Below are 19,484 nucleotides of genomic sequence, written 5' to 3' on the forward strand. Positions count from 1 at the left end.
CACTCAGACCTGGACGGCCGGGATCTTCGCGTTGGCTGCCGCTTCACGGAACTCGGCGATCTGGTCGAAGCTCAGGTAGCGGTAGATATCGGCAGACATGCTGTCGATGTCCTTCGCGTAGGCCATGTACTCCTCGACGGTCGGCAGCTTGCCGATGATCGAAGCGACAGCTGCCAGCTCGGCGGATGCCAGGAACACGTCGGTGGCGTCGCCCAGACGGTTCGGGAAGTTACGGGTCGAGGTGGAGACCACGGTGGAACCGGTCTGGACGCGAGCCTGGTTGCCCATGCACAGCGAGCAGCCCGGCATTTCCATGCGCGCGCCAGCCTTGCCGTAGATGCCGTAGTAGCCTTCTTCGGTCAGCTGGTGGGCGTCCATCTTGGTCGGCGGAGCCAGCCACAGACGGGTCGGAATGCCACCCTTGACCTTGTCCAGCAGTTTGCCGGCAGCGCGGAAGTGACCGATGTTGGTCATGCAGGAACCGATGAAGACTTCATCGATCTTGCGGCCTTCGACGCTGGACAGCAGACGAGCGTCGTCCGGGTCGTTCGGAGCGCAGAGTACCGGCTCCTTGACGTCGGCCAGGTCGATCTCGATGACCGCGGCGTACTCGGCGTCCTTGTCGGCTTCCAGCAGTTGCGGGTTGGCCAGCCAGGCTTCCATCGCTTGCGCGCGGCGCTCCAGGGTGCGGGCGTCGCCGTAGCCTTCGCCGATCATCCAGCGCAGCAGGGTGATGTTGGACTTCAGGTACTCGGCGATGGCCTCTTCCGGCAGCTTGATGGTGCAACCGGCAGCCGAACGCTCGGCGGAGGCGTCGGACAGCTCGAAGGCTTGCTCGACGGTCAGGTCGTTCAGACCTTCGATCTCGAGGATGCGGCCGGAGAAGATGTTCTTCTTGCCTTTCTTCTCGACGGTCAGCAGGCCAGCCTGGATGGCGTAGTAGGGGATCGCATGGACCAGGTCACGCAGGGTGATGCCCGGCTGCAGCTTGCCCTTGAAGCGCACCAGAACCGATTCGGGCATGTCCAGCGGCATCACGCCGGTGGCAGCGGCGAAGGCCACCAGGCCGGAACCGGCCGGGAAGCTGATGCCGATCGGGAAGCGGGTGTGCGAGTCGCCGCCGGTGCCGACGGTGTCAGGCAGCAGCATGCGGTTCAGCCAGCTGTGGATGATGCCGTCGCCCGGACGCAGGGAGACACCGCCGCGGGTCATGATGAAGTCCGGCAGGGTGTGGTGGGTCTTGACGTCGATCGGCTTCGGATAGGCAGCGGTGTGGCAGAAGGACTGCATCACCAGGTCGGCGGAGAAGCCCAGGCACGCCAGGTCCTTCAGCTCGTCGCGGGTCATCGGGCCGGTGGTGTCCTGGGAACCGACGGTGGTCATCTTCGGTTCGCAGTAGGTGCCCGGACGTACGCCCTGGCCTTCCGGCAGCCCGCAGGCGCGGCCAACCATCTTCTGCGCGAGGGTGAAGCCCTTGCCGCTGTCGGCCGGCGCTTCCGGCTTCTTGAACAGGTCGGATGCAGGCAGGCCCAGCTCGGCGCGGGCTTTCTCGGTCAGGCCACGGCCAACGATCAGCGGGATACGGCCGCCAGCGCGGACTTCGTCCAGCAGGACCGGGGTCTTCAGCTCGAAGGTGGTGACCACTTCGCCGCTGTCATGACGCACGACCTTGCCTTCGTACGGGTACACGTCGATGACGTCGCCCATGGCCAGGTTGGTGCAGTCGAATTCGATCGGCAGGGCGCCGGCGTCTTCCATGGTGTTGTAGAAGATCGGGGCGATCTTGGTGCCGAAGCAGAAGCCGCCAGCGCGCTTGTTCGGTACGTAGGGGATGTCGTCGCCGAAGAACCACAGCACCGAGTTGGTGGCGGACTTACGGGACGAACCGGTGCCGACCACGTCGCCGACGTAGGCAACCGGGAAGCCCTTGGCCTTGACGGCTTCGATCTGCTTCAGCGGGCCGACGGAGCCCGGCTGAACCGGCTCGATGCCGTCGCGAGCCATTTTCAGCATGGCCAGGGCGTGCAGCGGGATGTCAGGGCGCGACCAGGCGTCCGGAGCGGGGGACAGGTCGTCGGTGTTGGTTTCGCCGGGGACCTTGAACACGGTCAGGGTCAGCTTCTCGGCGACGGCCGGGCGGGCCTTGAACCACTCGCCATCGGCCCAGGACTGCAGCACGGCCTTGGCGGCGGCGTTGCCCTTCTTGGCGCGTTCGGCGACGTCGTGGAAGGCGTCGAACATCAGCAGGGTGTGCTTGAGTTGCTCGGCGGCGACATCGGCCAGCTCGGCGCTGTCCAGCAGCTCGACCATGGTGGCGATGTTGTAGCCGCCCTGCATGGTGCCCAGCAGCTCGACGGCGCGGGTCTTGGTCAGCAGCGGGGAAGTGGCTTCACCCTTGGCGACGGCAGAGAGGAAGCCGGCCTTGACGTAGGCGGCTTCGTCCACGCCCGGCGGTACGCGGTTGGTGATCAGGTCGAGGAGAAATTCTTCTTCGCCGGCCGGCGGGTTCTTCAGGAGTTCGACCAGACCAGCGGTCTGTTCGGCGTTCAGCGGCTGGGGCACGACGCCCTGGGCGGCACGCTCTTCTACGTGTTTGCGATAGGCTTCAAGCACAGTATTTCCCTCATCAGTGGTCCCGGAGGACGCGTATCCAGGAGACCCCTCCGATCCATTCGTCAGGCATGGTGGACGGTAATCCACTGACCTACGACGGCACCGGCGATCTCCGGGCAGAAGCTGTTTTCAAAGTTTTACGCCGGGGTGGCCTGGGACTGATGGGGCTGGACGCTTGAGGGGAGCGCCCAGACCGCGCGGCTGCCGGAATCTGTGCTTCGTGACGCTTTGAAAACAGCTTCTTTCGGACAATGACGCCAAAAAGGCGCAGCCATTCTAATGGAATTAATGGGCCTTGGTAAGCGGGTTCGCTTGGCACCTGAGGGTGATCTTGCCTAGACAAAGGGCTAACATGCCCGCTTTGCCAGCTACCTGTTTCCCCATGTCTTCTCAGCGCATCAAAACCCCCTGTGTCGGGCTCTGCTCGACGGTCTATGGCGACCTGGTCTGCCGTGGCTGCAAGCGTTTCCACCACGAAGTGGTGAACTGGAACCGCTACGGCGACGAGGAGAAGCGGGCGGTCCTGAGCCGTCTGGAGGTCCTGCTGGCGCAGGTGATGATGGCCAAGCTGGAAGTCTTCGATCAGGCCTTGCTGCGCAGCCAGCTGGAGCAGCGGCAGATTCGCTTCGTGCCCGAGCAGTCGCCCTATTGCTGGGCCTACCAGTTGATCGCCCGCGGCTCGCGGATGATCAACCAGATCGAGGCCTACGGGCTGGCGCTGCTGCCTGAATTCCGCGGCTGGCCGCTGCCGGACCTGCGGGACGCCATCGACAAGGAGTTCTTCATCCTCTCCGAGGCGCATTACGAGCGTTACATCGCGCCAAGCTTCCTGGCCAACGGGCTGGAGTCGCGGGTCTGATCGCTGCCGTGCAATAAGAAAGCCGCCCGATGGGCGGCTTTCTGCTTTTGTAGGAGCGAGCATGCTCACGAAGGTGATTCCCGGTAACTGCGGCGCCGGGCTGGTTCGCGAGCAATAACGATGGCGTCCCCCTCGCTCCTACCGGTACAGGCGCATCACGGTTTGGCGGCGAGCTCCTCGAGGTGGGCGATGATGTCCTCCGGCTTGAGCACCAGGACGTCGCTGGCCAGCGAGTCCAGCACCACTTCGGCGGTGTTGCCGATCAGTGCGCCGGACAGGCCGGTGCGCGCCACGCTGCCGATCACCGTCACCGCCACGTCGAGGTTATGCGCCGCGCGGGGGATCAGTACGTCCGCCGGGCCTTCCTCGATGTGCAGGTGCTGGTCGTCCACGCCGTATTCGGCCTGGAACGCCTTGCAGGCTTCGCGGTACTTGGCTTCGATGGTCTCGCTGAGCTGGAAGGTCGGGTCGGCCGCCGAAAGCATGGGCGAGGGATGGGCGCTGATGACATGCAGCTGGCCGTGGGCGAGGCCGGCGATGTCATAGGCGTGGCTGACGATGCCGGCATGCAGGGTGCGGTGCTCGATATCGTTGTTGCCGACGTCCACCGCGGCGAGGATGTTGCGTCCGGCCCAGGGCAAGCTGGTCTTCACCAGCAGCACGGGCGCGGGGCAGAAGCGCAGCAGCTTCCAGTCGTCCGGGGTGAGTAGGGCCTTCTTCAGCGGGTTGTCGGGGCTGTGCTGCTTGACCACCAGGCCGCAGCCTTCGGCCTGTTGTTCGGCGATGATGGTCTGGTGCAGGTTGTCCTTCCAGGCCTGGCGGCTGGAGGCGCTGAAACCTTCCTGGCGCAGCACGTCGGCCACTTCCTCGAGCTTGGCGCTGTAATCGGCGCGCCGCTCGCAGGCCAGCAGGTGCAGGTGCGACTGGGTCACGCTGGCGATCAGGCGCGCCCGTTTCAGTGCGAGACCTTCCGGCTGGTCGGGGTCCACGACTACGAGGATGCTACGGATGGCTTGCATGATCGTCTCCCTTCGTGCGCGTTGTTTATGTGGGACAACTGTAGTCGGGATATCTCGTTCATGACGTTGAGGCATATCAACGGCCGACGCTGGTTCCGCGCGGTGGCATTCGTATAATGCTCCGCCTTTATGACACCGGCCAGCCGGTGGGTCGCGTCCTCGGAGCTTGAACATGTTGTCTGAAATCAGGGAATTCCTCGGTTGTGCCACGCCCGATGCGTGGGTGGAAGCCGCATTGCGGGATCAGGCGGTGATGCTGATCGACCACAAGAACAACGAGTTCAAGGCCGCCAGCACGGCCCTGGCCCTGATCGCCAAGTACAGCGCCCATGAGGAGCTGGTGAACTTCATGTCGCGCCTGGCCCGCGAGGAGCTGCGTCACCACGAGCAGGTGCTGGCGATCCTGAAGAAGCGCGGTATCCCGCTGCGGCCGATTTCCGCCGGCCGCTACGCCTCCGGCCTGCGCGCCGTGGTGCGTAACCATGAGCCGCAGAAGCTGGTGGACACCCTGATCGTCGGCGCCTTCATCGAGTGCCGCAGCTGCGAGCGCTTTGCCGCGCTGGTCGATCACCTGGATGCGGATCTGGCGAAATTCTACGGCTCGCTGCTGAAATCCGAGGCGCGGCACTTCCAGGGCTACCTGAGCCTGGCGCGCCGTTACGGTGACGATGCCGATATCCAGCGCCGCGTGGCGGAGATCCGCGAGGTGGAGGCTGGCCTGATCCAGTCGCCGGACAGCGAGTTCCGTTTCCACAGCGGTGTGCCGGTGGAGCAGGCGGCCTGAGGCCCTCGCTGGAATGAAAAAAGCGCCCAATCGGGCGCTTTTTCTTTGCCGCTTTTGTAGGACCGAGAGGGCGCCCGTTTCTTGCTCGCGAACCTGCCCAGTCAGCGGAGCCGCCGGGAATTCCGTTCGCGAGCAAGCTCGCTCCTACAAAAGAGCCGGGCTCAGTCCTTCACCTTCAGGTCCAGCGCCAGGTCACGCGCGGCCTTGGTGGCCAGGACGCCCATCAGCTGGCCGATTTCATCCTGGCGGCTGCTGGCGCTGGTCGACCCGCCAGCCATCATCACGCTGGGCACCGGGGCCTGGGCGGCGGCTTCGGCCCACACCTTGTTGATCGCGATCAGCGCGTCCAGCTTGGGTTGCAGCGCGCCGTCGGCCTTGATCACCGCTTCACGGGCATAGGCATCGGCGTCCGCGGTGATCTTGGTGGCCTGGGCGGTCACGGTGGCTTTATCGCGCAGCAATTCGGCGGTCTGCTTCTCGATCTCGGCGCGCTGTTTCTCGCGCTCGGCGTTGATCACGGCCAGTTGCTTCTCGGTTTCCGCCTGGGTTGTGCGCTCGATCTGGTCGCGCAGGGTTTCCTGGCGCTTGGCTTCCACTTCCTTCTCGCCGCGGGCGGTGACCAGCAGCTTCTCTTCCTCTTCCTTCAGGCGGTTCTGGCGGGCCACGGCCAGCTCGGCCAGCGCCTGCTGCACCTTGACCATGCGCTGCTTGTACTGCGGGTTCGGGTCGACGTTGGTGATGCGTGCCTCCACCACTTCCACACCGAACTTGCGGAACTGCTGCTGCTTGCGTACCGGGATGCCCTTGGCGTCGGTGACCTTCTCGGTGACGAACTGGCTGGCGTTGTTGTCGCCGAAGCTGCCCTGTTCGGTGCCGGCCTGGAGGATGGCGGTCTGGTGCGGTACGGCGCCGCGCGGGCCGCGGACTTCCTTGCGCTTGATCAGGTACAGGCCGTCGTTGAGCTGGTTTTCGAACTCCGCGGCGAATTCGCTGCGGGCGCCGGCGTAATAGTCGTCGGCGGTCATCAACGAAGCGGTGGCCTGCAGGGTTTCCTTGATCGCCGGGACCAGTGCGGTACGGATGAAGTTGTCCGGGTTGCGATATTCCTGGGCCATCTTCAGGAACTGGTCGCCGCCGGGCAGGCGGAATCGCGCCGAGGATTCCACCTTGGCGTCCACGTTGCCGAGGAAGACGATGGGGAAGGCTTCGATGGTGGCGCCCAGTGCGTCGTTGTCGGGGTTGTTGTCGTTCTCGTCCATGACCAGCACGGACTGCACGCTGATGGCTTTCTTCCAGGTGGTGGCGCGGCCGAACCACTTGGTGGCGTAGCCGACGTCGTCGACGACCTTCTCGTCGCCGAAGATGGTCCGCACGTGGGTCATGTAGCCGGCTTCGTTATAGAAGAAGATGCCGTTGAAGAGGATGAAGGCCGCGGCGACCAGGGCGAGGGGCAGGGCGCCGAACTTGATGAGGTTTTCCTTGCTGAACATGTCTCTTCCTTGAGTGAGCAAACCGCGAATGCTGCGCAAGGCCGCCGGGGTTGGTCAAGAAGCGATGTCTGACAGTGCGGGTGGGTTAACGGCAGAAGGCCACCTTGCGGTGGCCGGCCGTTCAGAGCGGGAAGGGGGCCTGCTGCATGCCCTGGTCGTCCGCTTCCAGGGCCCAGCCCTGGCTGTCCCAGTCGCCGAGGACGATGCGCCGCGCGGGGCGGCCGTCGACCTGCAGTTCATGGACGGCGGGGCGGTGCGTGTGTCCGTGGATCAGGATGCGCACACCCTTGTCGCGCATGATGCGCTCCACTTCCGCCGGGGTGACGTCGACGATCTCGCTGGCCTTCATGCGCGTCTGCGCGCGGCTTTCCTTGCGCAGCTTGCGCGCCAGCTTGCGGCGGGTGGCCAGCGGCAGGTTGCGCAGGATGAACAGGCTCACCGGGTTGCGCAGCCAGCGGCGCAGCTTCATGTAGGCCGCGTCGAGGGTGCACAGGCTGTCGCCGTGCATCAGCAGGATCTTCTCGCCGCCCACCTCGATCAGGCTCGGGTCGCGCAGCAGGGTGCAACCGGCCTCGCGGCAGAAGGCCTGGCCTATCAGGAAGTCGCGATTGCCGTGCATCAGGTAGATGCGCGTACCGCTGTCGGACAGCTCACGCAGGGCGCGGGCGATGGCGTGCTGGAACTCGTCCATGCCGTCGTCGCCGATCCAGGCTTCGAAGAAGTCGCCGAGGATGTACAGCGCCTGCGCCGTGCGGGCGCGGGTGGAGAGGAAATGCAAGAACGCCCGGGTGATATCCGGGCGTTCCGCTTCAAGATGCAGGTCCGAGATGAACAGGACGCTCATCGACTCACTCGCCGATGACTTCTGCTTTCTCGATGATCACGTCGTCGGCCGGTACGTCCTGGTGGCCGGAGCGCATGGTGGTGGCGACGGTCTTGATCTTGTTGACCACGTCCATGCCGTCCTTCACTTCGCCGAACACGCAGTAGCCCCAGCCCTGCACGGTCGGTGCGCTGTGGTTGAGGAAGTCGTTGTCGGCGACGTTGATGAAGAACTGCGCGCTGGCCGAATGCGGCTCCATGGTACGGGCCATGGCGACGGTGCCGATCTTGTTGGCGACGCCGTTGTTGGCTTCGTTCTTGATCGACTTGCGGGTGCTCTTCTGCTTCATGCCCGGCTCGAAACCGCCGCCCTGGATCATGAAGTTGTTGATCACGCGGTGGAACACGGTGTTGTCGTAATGGCCGGCCTTCACGTACTCCTTGAAGTTGGCCACGGTTTCCGGCGCCTTGTCGTCGAACAGTTCAAGGGTGATATCGCCGAAGTTGGTCTGCAGTTTGACGGTGGTAGTCATCAGGGAATTCCGCTCGTTGGAAAAATCGAAGGCCTGTCAGGGGGTTGACAGCTTCGGCTATGATAAGCGCTTTGGTTTGGCTGGCCTACCCTGGCCGAACACCAGCATGATCAAGGACACCATGAGCAAGCCTACCGCCGATACGAAAGAAGCCACTGTTGCCGCCAACTTCCTGCGCCCGATCGTGGCGGCCGACCTGGAAAGTGGCAAGCACCAGAAAATCGTCACCCGCTTCCCGCCGGAGCCCAACGGCTACCTGCACATCGGCCATGCCAAGTCCATCTGTCTGAACTTCGGCCTGGCCAAGGAGTTCGGCGGTGACTGCCACCTGCGCTTCGACGACACCAACCCGGCGAAGGAAGATCAGGAATACATCGACGCCATCGAGGCCGATGTGAAGTGGCTGGGCTTCGAGTGGGCCGGCCAGGTGCGCTATGCCTCCAACTACTTCGACCAGTTGCACGACTGGGCCGTGGACCTGATCAAGGCCGGCAAGGCCTTCGTCTGCGACCTGAACGCCGAGGAAATGCGTGCCTATCGCGGTTCGCTGACCGAACCGGGCAGGAACAGCCCCTTCCGCGACCGCTCGGTGGAAGAGAACCTGGACCTGTTCGCCCGCATGAAGGCCGGCGAATTCCCCGACGGCGCCCGTTCGCTGCGCGCGAAGATCGACATGGCCTCGCCGAACATCAACCTGCGCGACCCGATCCTCTACCGCATCCGCCACGCCCATCACCACCAGACCGGCGACAAGTGGTGCATCTACCCTAGCTACGACTTCACCCACGGCCAGTCGGACGCCATCGAGGGCATCACCCACTCCATCTGCACTCTGGAGTTCGAGGATCACCGTCCGCTGTACGAATGGTTCCTGGCCAACCTGCCAGTACCGGCCCAGCCGCGCCAGTACGAATTCGCGCGCCTGAACCTGAACTACACCATCACCAGCAAGCGCAAGCTCAAGCAGTTGGTCGATGAAAACCATGTGAATGGCTGGGACGACCCGCGCATGTCGACCCTGTCCGGCTATCGCCGCCGTGGCTACACCCCGGCCTCGATCCGTGCCTTCTGCGACATGATCGGCGTGAACCGCGCCGGCGGCGTGGTGGACATCGGCATGCTGGAATTCGCCATCCGTGACGACCTCGATGCCAACGCCGGCCGCGCCATGTGCGTGCTGAAGCCGCTGAAAGTGGTGATCACCAACTACCCGGAAGGCCAGGTCGAGAACCTCGAACTGCCGCGCCATCCGAAGCAGGACATGGGTGTGCGGGTGCTGCCGTTCAGCCGCGAGATCTACATCGACGCCAGCGACTTCGAAGAAGTCCCGCCGGCCGGCTACAAGCGCCTGATCCCGGGCGGCGAAGTCCGCCTGCGCGGCAGCTACGTGATCCGCGCCGACGAGGCGATCAAGGATGCCGCCGGCAACATCGTCGAACTGCGTTGCAGCTACGACGAGAACACCCTGGGCAAGAACCCCGAGGGCCGCAAGGTCAAGGGCGTGATCCACTGGGTGCCGGCCGCCGAGAGCGTCGAGTGCGAAGTGCGCCTGTACGATCGCCTGTTCCGTTCCGCCAACCCGGAGAAATCGGAAGAGGGCGGCAGCTTCCTCGACAACATCAACCCCGACTCTCTGGTGGTGCTCAAGGGCTGCCGCGCCGAGCCGTCGCTGGCCAGCGCCACGGCCGAGGATCGCTTCCAGTTCGAGCGCGAGGGCTACTTCTGCGTGGACTCCAAGGATTCCACCGCCGATGCGCTGGTCTTCAATCGCACCGTGACCCTGCGCGATTCGTGGGGGCAGTAAGGGATGGCTGACTTGCAGATCTACAGCACGCTGTCCAAGACCAAGGACGCCTTCAAGCCGCTGGTCGGCAACCAGGTGCGCATGTACGTGTGCGGCATGACCGTGTACGACTTCTGCCACATCGGCCACGCCCGCGTGATGGTGGCGTTCGACGTCATCGCCCGCTGGCTGCGCCATCGCGGCTATGACCTGACCTACGTGCGCAACATCACCGACATCGACGACAAGATCATCCGTCGCGCCCAGGAGAACGGCGAGTCGTTCGAAGACCTGACCGCCCGCATGATCGCCGCGATGCACGAGGACGAGGCACGCCTGTCGGTCCTGCGTCCGGACATCGAGCCGCGCGCCACCGGTCACATCGCCGGCATGCACGAGATGATCCAGACCCTGATCGACAAGGGCTACGCCTACGCACCGGGCAATGGCGACGTCTACTACCGGGTCGGCAAGTTCGCCGGCTACGGCAAGCTGTCGCGCAAGAAGATCGAAGACCTGCGCATCGGTGCGCGGATCGAGGTCGACGAATCCAAGGAAGACCCGCTGGACTTCGTGCTCTGGAAAGGCGCCAAGCCGGGCGAGCCGAGCTGGGAGTCGCCCTGGGGCGCCGGGCGTCCGGGCTGGCACATCGAATGCTCGGTGATGTCCACCTGCTGCCTGGGCGAGACCTTCGACATCCACGGCGGCGGCCCGGACCTGGTGTTCCCGCACCACGAGAACGAGATCGCCCAGAGCGAGGCGGCCACTGGCAAGCTCTACGCCGCCAGCTGGATGCACGCCGGCGCGGTGCGCGTGGATGGCGAGAAAATGTCCAAGTCCCTGGGCAACTTCTTCACCATCCGCGAAGTGCTGGAGAAATACCACCCGGAGGTCGTGCGCTTCCTGCTGGTGTCGAGCCATTACCGCAGCCCGATCAACTATTCCGAAGACAACCTGAAGGAAGCCAAGGGCGCGCTGGAGCGTTTCTACACCGCGCTGCGCGGCCTGCCGCAGGTGGCTGCCGCGGGTGGCGAGGCGTTCGTCGAGCGCTTCGGCGCCGCGATGGACGATGACTTCGGTACGCCGGAAGCAGTGGCCGTGCTGTTCGAGATGGTCCGCGAGGTCAACCGCCTGCGCGAGAGCGATACGGCCGCGGCTGCCGCACTGGCGGCACGCGTGCGTGAGCTGGGGGCTCTGCTGGGCGTGCTGCAGTTGGACGCCGACGCGTTCCTCCAGGCGGGGGCGGCCGGCAAGGTCGATGCGGCACAGGTCGAGGCACTGATCCAGGCGCGCCTGGATGCCCGTGCGGCGAAAAACTGGGCCGAGTCCGACCGTATCCGCGACGAGCTGACCGCTCTGGGCGTGGTGCTGGAAGACGGCAAGGGCGGTACGACCTGGCGTCTTGCCGAGTAATCGCCCCCGGAAATGAAGAAGGCCGCTGATCAGCGGCCTTTTTCTTGTCCGTCGCCAGCGTCAGGGATGCAGGTGCTCGGCGGCGTACAGGGTGTTTTCCAGCAGGCAGGCGCGGGTCATTGGGCCGACGCCGCCCGGCACCGGGGTGATCCAGCTGGCGCGTTCGGCGGCCACGTCGTACTCCACATCGCCCACCAGCTTGCCGTCGGCCTGGCGGTTGATGCCCACGTCGATGACGATGGCGCCTTCCTTGATCCACTCGCCCTTGACCAGGCCCGGCTTGCCGGCGGCCACGACCACCAGGTCGGCGCGGCGCACGTGATCGGCCAGGTCACGGGTGAAGCGGTGGGTCACGGTAACGGTGCAGCCGCCTAGCAGCAGTTCCAGGGCCATGGGGCGGCCGACGATGTTCGAGGCGCCGACGACGACCGCGTCCATGCCGTACAGATCGACACCGGTGCTTTGCAGCAGGGTCATGATGCCTTTCGGGGTGCACGGGCGCAGCAGCGGAATGCGCTGGGCCAGGCGACCGATATTGAAGGGGTGGAAACCGTCCACGTCCTTGTCCGGGCTGATGCGCTCCAGCAACTGGGAGGCGTCCAGGTGGGCGGGCAGGGGCAACTGCACGAGGATGCCGTCGATGGCCGGGTCGGCGTTCAGGCGGTCGATCAGTGCCAGCAGTTCATCCTGGGTGGTGCTGGCGGGGAGGTCGTACGCCTGCGAGAGGAAGCCGACCTCTTCACAGTCCTTGCGCTTGTGCGCGACATAGACCTGAGAGGCGGGGTCGCTACCGACCAGGATCACTGCCAGGCCGGGAATGCGCAGTCCTTGCTGGCGGCGTTCATTGACGCGTTGGGCAATCTGCTGGCGGAGGCTGGCGGCGATCGCTTTGCCGTCGATCAGTTTTGCAGTCATGTCGGGGGGATAACCATTAAGGCGGGTGAAAAGAAGGCGCGCATTTTCGCACGCTGCCTCCATTAGGCAAAGGCGGGCACCCCTGATTTGCCGTAACTCCTTTATCTCTTTGAATTTTTTTTAAAAAAGTTGTTGACGGGGTAGGGGCTCATCGATAACATGCGCCCCGCTTGCCGAGCACAGCCTGAAACACGAAAGAGGCGGTGCCAACCGATCCGGTGGTTCCACTGGGTCTGCTTAGCAAGGGTTGCCGCCACTAAAGCGCCCGTAGCTCAGCTGGATAGAGCATCCGCCTTCTAAGCGGATGGTCGCAGGTTCGAGTCCTGCCGGGTGCGCCAAGTGGCGTTCGGTACAAGCAAGTGTAATATGGTGGGCGTAGCTCAGTTGGTAGAGCACAGGATTGTGGCTCCTGGTGTCGTGGGTTCGATTCCCATCGTCCACCCCATATTCCGAAGCGCCAGGCCCAGAGCCTGGCGTTTTCGTTTCTGCGGTACCCTGCGGACGTGGTGAAATTGGTAGACACGCTGGATTTAGGTTCCAGTGGCGCAAGCTGTGAGAGTTCGAGTCTCTCCGTCCGCACCATCTTCTTTCCATAAGCTCTCGCATCCGTGAATTTTCGCAGCTTCCAGCCAGGGTGACTTCTGCATTTCTAGCTACTAGAATGCTTGCCCTTGATTCTGGGAGCCGGAAGGACCGGCTTACGTCTGTGCCACGAGGAATATCCATGCAAGTTTCCGTTGAAAGCACCTCCGCTCTTGAGCGCCGCATGACCGTTGGCGTGCCGGCCGAGCGCATCGAGACCGAAGTCAACAAGCGTCTGCAGCAGACCGCTCGTCGCGCCAAGGTTCCTGGCTTCCGTCCCGGCAAGGTGCCGATGAGCGTGATCCGTCAGCGCTACGAAGCCGCCGCTCGTCAGGAAGCCCTCGGTGACCTGATCCAGGAAACCTTCTACGAAGCCGTGGTCGAGCAGAAGCTGAACCCGGCCGGTGCTCCCTCCGTCGAACCGAAAGTGTTCGAAAAGGAGAAGGGCCTCGAGTACATCGCAACCTTCGAAGTCTTCCCCGAGTTCAAGGTTGCCGATTTCGACGGCATCAAGGTTGAGCGCCTGCAGGCCGACGTGGCCGATGCCGACCTCGACAACATGCTGGAAATCCTGCGCAAGCAGAACACCCGCTTCGAAATCGTCGACCGCGCCGCGCAGAACGACGACCAGGTGAACATCGACTTCGTCGGCAAGATCGACGGCGAAGCCTTCGCTGGCGGTTCCGCCAAGGGCACCCTGCTGGTGCTGGGCTCCGGCCGCATGATCCCGGGCTTCGAAGAAGGCCTGGTCGGCGCCAAGGCCGGTGAAGAGCGCGTTCTGAACGTGACCTTCCCCGAGGACTACCAGAACCTGGACCTGGCTGGCAAAGCCGCCGAGTTCACCGCTACCGTCAACAGCGTTGCCGAGCCGAAGCTGCCGGAACTGAACGAAGAGTTCTTCGCTCTGTTCGGCGTGAAGGAAAGCACCCTGGAAGGCTTCCGCGCCGAAGTTCGCAAGAACATGGAGCGTGAACTGCGTCAGGCCATCAAGTCCAAGGTGAAGAACCAGGTGATGGAAGGTCTGGTCGAGACCAACCCGATCGAAGTGCCGAAAGCGCTGATCAGCAACGAAGTCGATCGTCTGCGCGTCCAGGCTGTCCAGCAGTTCGGTGGCAACATCAAGCCTGACCAACTGCCGGCTGAGCTGTTCGAAGAGCAGGCCAAGCGCCGCGTCGTGCTGGGTCTGATCGTCGCCGAGCTGGTCAAGCAGCACGAACTGAAGGCTGACGAAGCCCGCGTTCGCGAAATGATCGAGGAAATGGCTTCCGCTTATCAGGAGCCGGAACAAGTTGTTGCCTGGTACTACAAGAACGACCAGCAGCTGAACGAAGTTCGTTCGGTTGTACTGGAAGAACAAGTTGTAGATACTGTCCTGCAGAAGGCCAATGTGACCGACAAGCAGGTATCCTACGAAGACGCGGTCAAGCCTGCAGAAGCTCCGCAAGCGGCCTGATCCAGCGCTTCGTTCGATTGTCACAAGCCAGCCTTCGGGCTGGCTTGTGCGTCTATACAGACATGATTTTTTATTAGGGAGTGATCGTCGGACATGCATAATCCTTATATGCCGCAAGTTCCGAACATTCAGGCCGCTGGTGGTCTGGTGCCGATGGTGGTGGAGCAATCCGCCCGCGGTGAGCGTTCCTACGACATCTATTCGCGCCTGCTGAAGGAGCGGATCATCTTCCTGGTCGGCCAGGTCGAGGACTACATGGCCAACCTCGTGGTGGCCCAGTTACTGTTCCTCGAAGCCGAGAACCCGGACAAGGACATCCACCTCTACATCAACTCCCCGGGTGGTTCCGTGACTGCCGGCATGTCGATCTACGACACCATGCAGTTCATCAAGCCGGACGTTTCCACCATCTGCGTGGGCCAGGCGTGCAGCATGGGCGCCCTGCTGCTGGCTGGCGGTGCCGCTGGCAAGCGCTACTGCCTGCCACACTCGCGCATGATGATCCACCAGCCGCTGGGCGGCTTCCAGGGCCAGGCCTCGGACATCGAGATCCATGCCAAGGAAATCCTGTTCATCAAGGAGCGCCTGAACCAGGTGCTGGCGCACCACACTGGCCAGCCGCTGGACGTCATCGCCCGCGATACCGACCGTGACCGCTTCATGAGCGGTGACGAAGCCGTCAAATACGGTCTGATCGATCAGGTCTTCACTCAGCGTCCTTCTGCCGCCTGAGTCTCTCCGCTGTACCGCGGCCGGTAATCCGGCCGCTCGCGGGCTTGAAAATGCCTGCGAATGCCTTCATCTTGTCCTTCACGTATATCCCCGATTGGAACGATCGAATGACTGACACCCGCAACGGCGAGGACAACGGCAAGCTGCTGTATTGCTCCTTCTGCGGCAAGAGCCAGCACGAAGTGCGCAAGTTGATTGCCGGCCCCTCGGTCTTTATCTGCGACGAGTGCGTCGACCTGTGCAATGACATCATCCGTGAGGAGGTGCAGGAAGCACAGGCGGAGAGCAGTGCGCACAAGCTACCGGCGCCGAAAGAGATCCGCACCATCCTCGATCAGTACGTGATCGGCCAGGAACGTGCCAAGAAAACCCTGGCAGTAGCGGTGTACAACCACTACAAGCGCCTGAACCAGCGTGAGCGCAAGGACGACGTCGAACTGGGCAAGAGCAACATCCTGCTCATCGGCCCGACCGGCTCGGGCAAGACCCTGCTGGCCGAGACCCTGGCGCGCCTGCTCAATGTTCCCTTCACCATCGCCGATGCCACCACCCTCACCGAGGCGGGCTACGTGGGCGAAGACGTCGAGAACATCATCCAGAAGCTGCTGCAGAAGTGCGACTACGATGTCGAAAAGGCCCAGATGGGCATCGTCTACATCGACGAAATTGACAAGATCTCGCGTAAATCCGACAACCCGTCGATCACCCGCGACGTGTCCGGCGAAGGCGTTCAGCAGGCGCTGCTGAAGCTGATCGAAGGCACCGTGGCTTCCGTACCACCCCAAGGCGGCCGCAAGCACCCGCAGCAGGAATTCCTGCAGGTCGACACCCGCAACATCCTGTTCATCTGCGGTGGCGCGTTCGCTGGCCTGGAAAAGGTCATCCAGAACCGTTCCACCAAGGGCGGCATCGGCTTCAACGCCGAAGTTCGCAGCCAGGAAGCGGGCAAGAAGGTGGGCGAGGCGCTGCGTGAGGTCGAGCCGGAAGATCTGGTGAAATTCGGCCTGATCCCCGAGTTTGTCGGCCGCCTGCCGATCATCGCGACCCTCGACGAGCTGGACGAAGCTGCGCTGATGCAGATTCTGACCGAGCCGAAGAACGCGCTGACCAAGCAGTACGCCAAACTCTTCGAAATGGAAGGCGTGGACCTCGAGTTCCGCCCCGACGCGCTCAAGGCCGTCGCTCGTCGCGCGCTGGAGCGCAAGACCGGCGCCCGTGGCCTGCGTTCCATCCTCGAAGGCATCCTGCTCGATACCATGTACGAGATCCCCTCGCAGAACGACGTCAGCAAGGTGGTGATCGACGAAAGCGTCATCGAGGGCTCCTCCCAGCCGCTGCTGATCTACGAGAACAGCGAGCAGCCGGCCAAGGCTGCACCTGACGCCTGAAACCAGAAGGGGCCCTAGGGCCCCTTTTTCCTTCCCATCTACCGCGCTTGTTTTTTCCCAGCCCTAACCCCATCTTAGGCCGAAGGGTCCAATCCCATCGTTTTGGCCAAGTGCCGCTGTAGAGCCGAATATCATGAAAACACTCGTCGAGTTGCCCCTGCTCCCCCTGCGTGACGTAGTGGTGTATCCGCACATGGTCATCCCGCTTTTCGTGGGCCGTGAGAAATCCATCGAGGCCCTCGAGGCTGCCATGACCAGCGACAAGCAGATCCTGTTGCTGGCGCAGAAGAACCCGGCCGACGACGACCCGGGCGCGGACGGCCTGTACCGCATGGGTACCGTGGCCACCGTCCTGCAATTGCTGAAGCTGCCCGATGGCACCGTCAAGGTGCTGGTGGAGGGCGAGCAGCGCGGCCAGGTCGAGCGCTTCATCGATGAGGAAGCCTACTGCCGCGCCGAGGTGTCGATCATCGACGAAGCCTCGGTGGGCGAGCGCGAATCCGAAGTCTTCACCCGCAGCCTGCTCAGCCAGTTCGAGCAGTACGTGCAACTGGGCAAGAAGGTTCCTGCCGAAGTCCTGTCCTCGCTCAACAGCATCGATGAGCCGGGCCGCCTGGTGGACACCATGGCCGCCCACATGGCGCTGAAGATCGAGCAGAAGCAGGAAATCCTCGAAATCACCGAGCTGTCGGCCCGTGTCGAGCACGTGCTGGCCATGCTGGATGCCGAGATCGACCTGCTGCAGGTCGAGAAGCGCATCCGCGGCCGCGTGAAGAAGCAGATGGAGCGCAGCCAGCGCGAGTACTACCTCAACGAACAGATGAAGGCCATCCAGAAAGAACTGGGTGACATCGACGAGGGCCATAACGAAGTCGAGGAGCTGAAGAAGCGCATCGACGCCGCCGGCCTGACCAAGGAAGCCCTGGCCAAGGCCACTGCGGAGCTGAACAAGCTCAAGCAGATGTCGCCGATGTCCGCCGAGGCGACCGTCGTGCGTTCGTACATCGACTGGCTGGTGAACGTGCCGTGGAAGGCCGAGAGCAAGGTCCGCCACGACCTGGACAAGGCCGAGGACATTCTCGATGCCGACCACTACGGTCTGGAGGAGGTCAAGGAGCGCATCCTCGAGTACCTCGCCGTGCAGAAGCGCGTGAAGAAGCTGAAAGGCCCGGTGCTCTGCCTGGTTGGCCCGCCCGGTGTGGGCAAGACCTCGCTGGCCGAGTCCATCGCCCGCGCGACCAATCGCAAGTTCGTGCGCATGGCCCTGGGTGGCGTGCGTGACGAAGCCGAGATTCGCGGTCACCGCCGGACCTACATCGGTTCCATGCCCGGTCGTCTGATTCAGAAAATGACCAAGGTCGGCGTGCGCAACCCGCTGTTCCTCCTGGACGAAATCGACAAGATGGGCAGCGACATGCGTGGCGATCCCGCCTCGGCGCTGCTGGAAGTGCTCGATCCGGAGCAGAACCACAACTTCAACGATCACTACCTCGAAGTCGACTACGACCTCTCCGACGTGATGTTCCTCTGCACGGCCAACTCCATGAACATTCCGGCGCCGCTGCTGGACCGCATGGAAGTCATCCGCCTGCCGGGTTACACCGAAGACGAGAAGATCAACATCGCTTCGAAATATCTTGTACCGAAACAAACCGCGGCCAATGGTCTCAAGAAGGGCGAGCTGGTCTTCGAGGAAGCGGCGACCCGCGACATCATCCGCTACTACACCCGCGAAGCCGGTGTGCGCAGCCTCGAACGCCAGATCGCCAAAGTCTGCCGCAAGGCGGTCAAGGACGGCGGCAAGGCCAAGCGCATCGACGCCGTGGTGACCCCGGATTCGCTGGAAAACTACCTGGGCGTGCGCAAGTTCCGCTACGGCCTGGCCGAGCAGCAGGACCAGATCGGCCAGGTGACCGGCCTCGCCTGGACTCAGGTGGGCGGCGAGCTGCTGACCATCGAATCGGCCATGGTTCCGGGCAAGGGCGCGCTGACCAAGACCGGCTCCCTGGGCGACGTCATGGCGGAATCCATCACCGCTGCGCTGACCGTGGTTCGTAGTCGTTCGAAAAGCCTGGGCATCGCCCCGGACTTCCACGAGAAGCACGACATTCACATCCACGTGCCGGAGGGTGCGACGCCCAAGGACGGCCCCAGCGCGGGCATCGGCATGTGCACCGCCCTGGTCTCGGCCATCACGCAGATTCCGGTCCGCGCCGACGTGGCCATGACCGGTGAAATCACCCTGCGGGGTCAGGTGCTGGCCATTGGCGGTCTGAAGGAAAAACTTCTCGCGGCGCACCGGGGTGGAATCAAGACTGTGATCATTCCCGAGGAAAACGTACGGGACCTTAGGGAAATTCCGGATAATATTAAGGCCGATCTCGTTATTAAACCGGTTAAATGGATTGACGAGGTCCTGCAAATTGCGCTGCAATACGCCCCGGAGCCCTTGCCCGATGCGGCTCCCGAGATGGTTGCAAAGGATGAGAAGCGCGAGTCTGATTCCAAGGAGCGAATCAGCACGCATTAGTTGGGGGGCTTTCTTGACACTGTTTTTGAGCCCTTGTTATAAAGCGGCACTTGCTTTGTCAGTTGGCAAACCAGCACCTGCTTTTGCTTACACCTAACACATAGAAACATACTCAACAGAAATAAGGGGACTTAGAGTGAACAAGTCGGAACTGATCGATGCTATCGCCGCATCTGCTGATATCCCGAAAGCTGTTGCCGGTCGCGCTCTGGACGCGGTGATCGAGTCCGTAACTGGCGCCCTGAAGGCTGGTGACTCCGTCGTACTGGTCGGCTTCGGCACCTTCGCTGTCAAAGAGCGTGCTGCTCGCACCGGTCGCAACCCGCAAACCGGCAAGCCGATCAAAATCGCTGCTGCTAAGATCCCGGGCTTCAAGGCCGGTAAAGCCCTCAAGGACGCTGTCAACTAAGCGTCTTTTTGGACTTGACCTGGGCCGGTTCAACCTCGGTTGGGCCGGTCACGGAGCGGTGACCCGGCTGGCGTAGGTCGGTTGGAATCATCAGGGGTCACGGGCTCAAAGCCCGCAAGCTCCACCAGTTACGAGAAGGCGCATCCTCGGATGCGCCTT

Annotated in this window: 15 protein-coding genes and 3 tRNA genes; 12 read left to right on the plus strand and 6 right to left on the minus strand. The window is 63.0% G+C overall.

What is annotated here, in order from left to right:
• Positions 1-3: 3 nt before the first annotated feature.
• Positions 4-2,613: a bifunctional aconitate hydratase 2/2-methylisocitrate dehydratase gene (gene acnB / locus ACNFIA_RS20595; protein ID WP_259754182.1), complete on the minus strand. Its 2,610-nt coding sequence runs from the start codon at positions 2,611-2,613 to the stop codon at positions 4-6.
• 382 nt (positions 2,614-2,995) lie between these two features.
• On the opposite strand from acnB, the gene ACNFIA_RS20600 reads away from it, so the two are divergent.
• On the plus strand, positions 2,996-3,472 hold the full coding sequence (locus tag ACNFIA_RS20600; RefSeq protein WP_259754183.1) for a DUF1289 domain-containing protein: 477 nt from the start codon (positions 2,996-2,998) through the stop codon (positions 3,470-3,472).
• A 155-nt stretch (positions 3,473-3,627) separates the two neighbouring features.
• Here ACNFIA_RS20600 and ACNFIA_RS20605 read toward each other — a convergent pair whose 3' ends face one another.
• A complete protein-coding gene (locus tag ACNFIA_RS20605) occupies positions 3,628-4,491 on the minus strand; it encodes a universal stress protein (protein WP_259754184.1) in 864 nt (287 codons plus the stop codon).
• A 172-nt stretch (positions 4,492-4,663) separates the two neighbouring features.
• Here ACNFIA_RS20605 and ACNFIA_RS20610 point away from each other — a divergent pair, with 172 nt between their 5' ends.
• Positions 4,664-5,275, plus strand: a complete 612-nt coding sequence (locus ACNFIA_RS20610; RefSeq protein ID WP_416788210.1) for a tRNA-(ms[2]io[6]A)-hydroxylase — start codon at positions 4,664-4,666, stop codon at positions 5,273-5,275.
• A gap of 161 nt (positions 5,276-5,436) precedes the next feature.
• Here ACNFIA_RS20610 and ACNFIA_RS20615 read toward each other — a convergent pair whose 3' ends face one another.
• The 3 genes from ACNFIA_RS20615 to ACNFIA_RS20625 form a co-directional block, all read right to left on the minus strand.
• Entirely contained in the window at positions 5,437-6,765 is a 1,329-nt protein-coding gene (locus ACNFIA_RS20615; RefSeq protein WP_259754186.1) for an SPFH domain-containing protein, read from the minus strand.
• Positions 6,766-6,886: 121 nt separating this feature from the next.
• Positions 6,887-7,609, minus strand: a complete 723-nt coding sequence (gene lpxH / locus ACNFIA_RS20620; RefSeq protein WP_259754188.1) for a UDP-2,3-diacylglucosamine diphosphatase — start codon at positions 7,607-7,609, stop codon at positions 6,887-6,889.
• 4 nt (positions 7,610-7,613) lie between these two features.
• A complete protein-coding gene (locus ACNFIA_RS20625) occupies positions 7,614-8,120 on the minus strand; it encodes a peptidylprolyl isomerase (protein ID WP_416788213.1) in 507 nt (168 codons plus the stop codon).
• A 121-nt stretch (positions 8,121-8,241) separates the two neighbouring features.
• Between ACNFIA_RS20625 and ACNFIA_RS20630 the strand changes: the two genes are divergently transcribed.
• Together ACNFIA_RS20630 and cysS are read left to right on the plus strand one after the other, a co-directional pair.
• Positions 8,242-9,924: a glutamine--tRNA ligase/YqeY domain fusion protein gene (locus ACNFIA_RS20630; protein ID WP_416788381.1), complete on the plus strand. Its 1,683-nt coding sequence runs from the start codon at positions 8,242-8,244 to the stop codon at positions 9,922-9,924.
• A gap of 3 nt (positions 9,925-9,927) precedes the next feature.
• Positions 9,928-11,316: a cysteine--tRNA ligase gene (gene cysS / locus ACNFIA_RS20635; protein WP_416788215.1), complete on the plus strand. Its 1,389-nt coding sequence runs from the start codon at positions 9,928-9,930 to the stop codon at positions 11,314-11,316.
• Positions 11,317-11,376: 60 nt separating this feature from the next.
• On the opposite strand, the gene folD is transcribed toward cysS, so the two are convergent.
• Positions 11,377-12,231 carry a bifunctional methylenetetrahydrofolate dehydrogenase/methenyltetrahydrofolate cyclohydrolase FolD gene (gene folD / locus ACNFIA_RS20640; protein ID WP_254473077.1) on the minus strand — a complete coding sequence of 285 codons (855 nt, stop codon included), beginning with the start codon at positions 12,229-12,231 and terminating at the stop codon, positions 11,377-11,379.
• 261 nt (positions 12,232-12,492) lie between these two features.
• On the opposite strand from folD, the gene ACNFIA_RS20645 reads away from it, so the two are divergent.
• The 8 genes from ACNFIA_RS20645 to hupB all read left to right on the plus strand — a co-directional run bounded on the left by ACNFIA_RS20645 (position 12,493) and on the right by hupB (position 19,325).
• Positions 12,493-12,569 (plus strand) — tRNA-Arg (locus ACNFIA_RS20645).
• Positions 12,570-12,600: 31 nt separating this feature from the next.
• Positions 12,601-12,676, plus strand: a tRNA-His gene (locus tag ACNFIA_RS20650).
• Positions 12,677-12,728: 52 nt separating this feature from the next.
• Positions 12,729-12,813 (plus strand) — tRNA-Leu (locus tag ACNFIA_RS20655).
• 142 nt (positions 12,814-12,955) lie between these two features.
• A complete protein-coding gene (gene tig / locus ACNFIA_RS20660) occupies positions 12,956-14,266 on the plus strand; it encodes a trigger factor (RefSeq protein WP_259754194.1) in 1,311 nt (436 codons plus the stop codon).
• A gap of 93 nt (positions 14,267-14,359) precedes the next feature.
• On the plus strand, positions 14,360-14,998 hold the full coding sequence (gene clpP / locus ACNFIA_RS20665) for an ATP-dependent Clp endopeptidase proteolytic subunit ClpP (protein WP_259754196.1): 639 nt from the start codon (positions 14,360-14,362) through the stop codon (positions 14,996-14,998).
• 107 nt (positions 14,999-15,105) lie between these two features.
• Positions 15,106-16,386, plus strand: coding sequence for an ATP-dependent Clp protease ATP-binding subunit ClpX (gene clpX / locus ACNFIA_RS20670; protein WP_259754197.1), 1,281 nt, complete (start codon positions 15,106-15,108; stop codon positions 16,384-16,386).
• A gap of 133 nt (positions 16,387-16,519) precedes the next feature.
• Positions 16,520-18,916 (plus strand): endopeptidase La, encoded by a 2,397-nt coding sequence (lon, locus tag ACNFIA_RS20675; RefSeq protein WP_259754198.1) that lies wholly within the window; start codon positions 16,520-16,522, stop codon positions 18,914-18,916.
• Positions 18,917-19,052: 136 nt separating this feature from the next.
• On the plus strand, positions 19,053-19,325 hold the full coding sequence (gene hupB, locus ACNFIA_RS20680) for a nucleoid-associated protein HU-beta (RefSeq protein WP_003087931.1): 273 nt from the start codon (positions 19,053-19,055) through the stop codon (positions 19,323-19,325).
• Positions 19,326-19,484: the final 159 nt, after the last annotated feature.

The sequence above is a fragment of the Pseudomonas sp. NY15437 genome (genome assembly GCF_048068435.1).
Taxonomy (GTDB): domain Bacteria; phylum Pseudomonadota; class Gammaproteobacteria; order Pseudomonadales; family Pseudomonadaceae; genus Pseudomonas; species Pseudomonas nitroreducens_B.

Excerpts from the sequence above, each read along its gene's own strand:
- ACNFIA_RS20600 (WP_259754183.1), top strand. The coding sequence starts at position 2,996 with ATGTCTTCTCAGCGCATCAAAACCCCCTGTGTCGGGCTCTGCTCGACG.
- ACNFIA_RS20605 (WP_259754184.1), bottom strand. The coding sequence starts at position 4,491 with ATGCAAGCCATCCGTAGCATCCTCGTAGTCGTGGACCCCGACCAGCCG.
- ACNFIA_RS20610 (WP_416788210.1), top strand. The coding sequence starts at position 4,664 with ATGTTGTCTGAAATCAGGGAATTCCTCGGTTGTGCCACGCCCGATGCG.
- ACNFIA_RS20615 (WP_259754186.1), bottom strand. The coding sequence starts at position 6,765 with ATGTTCAGCAAGGAAAACCTCATCAAGTTCGGCGCCCTGCCCCTCGCC.
- lpxH (WP_259754188.1), bottom strand. The coding sequence starts at position 7,609 with ATGAGCGTCCTGTTCATCTCGGACCTGCATCTTGAAGCGGAACGCCCG.
- ACNFIA_RS20625 (WP_416788213.1), bottom strand. The coding sequence starts at position 8,120 with ATGACTACCACCGTCAAACTGCAGACCAACTTCGGCGATATCACCCTT.
- ACNFIA_RS20630 (WP_416788381.1), top strand. The coding sequence starts at position 8,242 with ATGAGCAAGCCTACCGCCGATACGAAAGAAGCCACTGTTGCCGCCAAC.
- cysS (WP_416788215.1), top strand. The coding sequence starts at position 9,928 with ATGGCTGACTTGCAGATCTACAGCACGCTGTCCAAGACCAAGGACGCC.
- folD (WP_254473077.1), bottom strand. The coding sequence starts at position 12,231 with ATGACTGCAAAACTGATCGACGGCAAAGCGATCGCCGCCAGCCTCCGC.
- tig (WP_259754194.1), top strand. The coding sequence starts at position 12,956 with ATGCAAGTTTCCGTTGAAAGCACCTCCGCTCTTGAGCGCCGCATGACC.
- clpP (WP_259754196.1), top strand. The coding sequence starts at position 14,360 with ATGCATAATCCTTATATGCCGCAAGTTCCGAACATTCAGGCCGCTGGT.
- clpX (WP_259754197.1), top strand. The coding sequence starts at position 15,106 with ATGACTGACACCCGCAACGGCGAGGACAACGGCAAGCTGCTGTATTGC.
- lon (WP_259754198.1), top strand. The coding sequence starts at position 16,520 with ATGAAAACACTCGTCGAGTTGCCCCTGCTCCCCCTGCGTGACGTAGTG.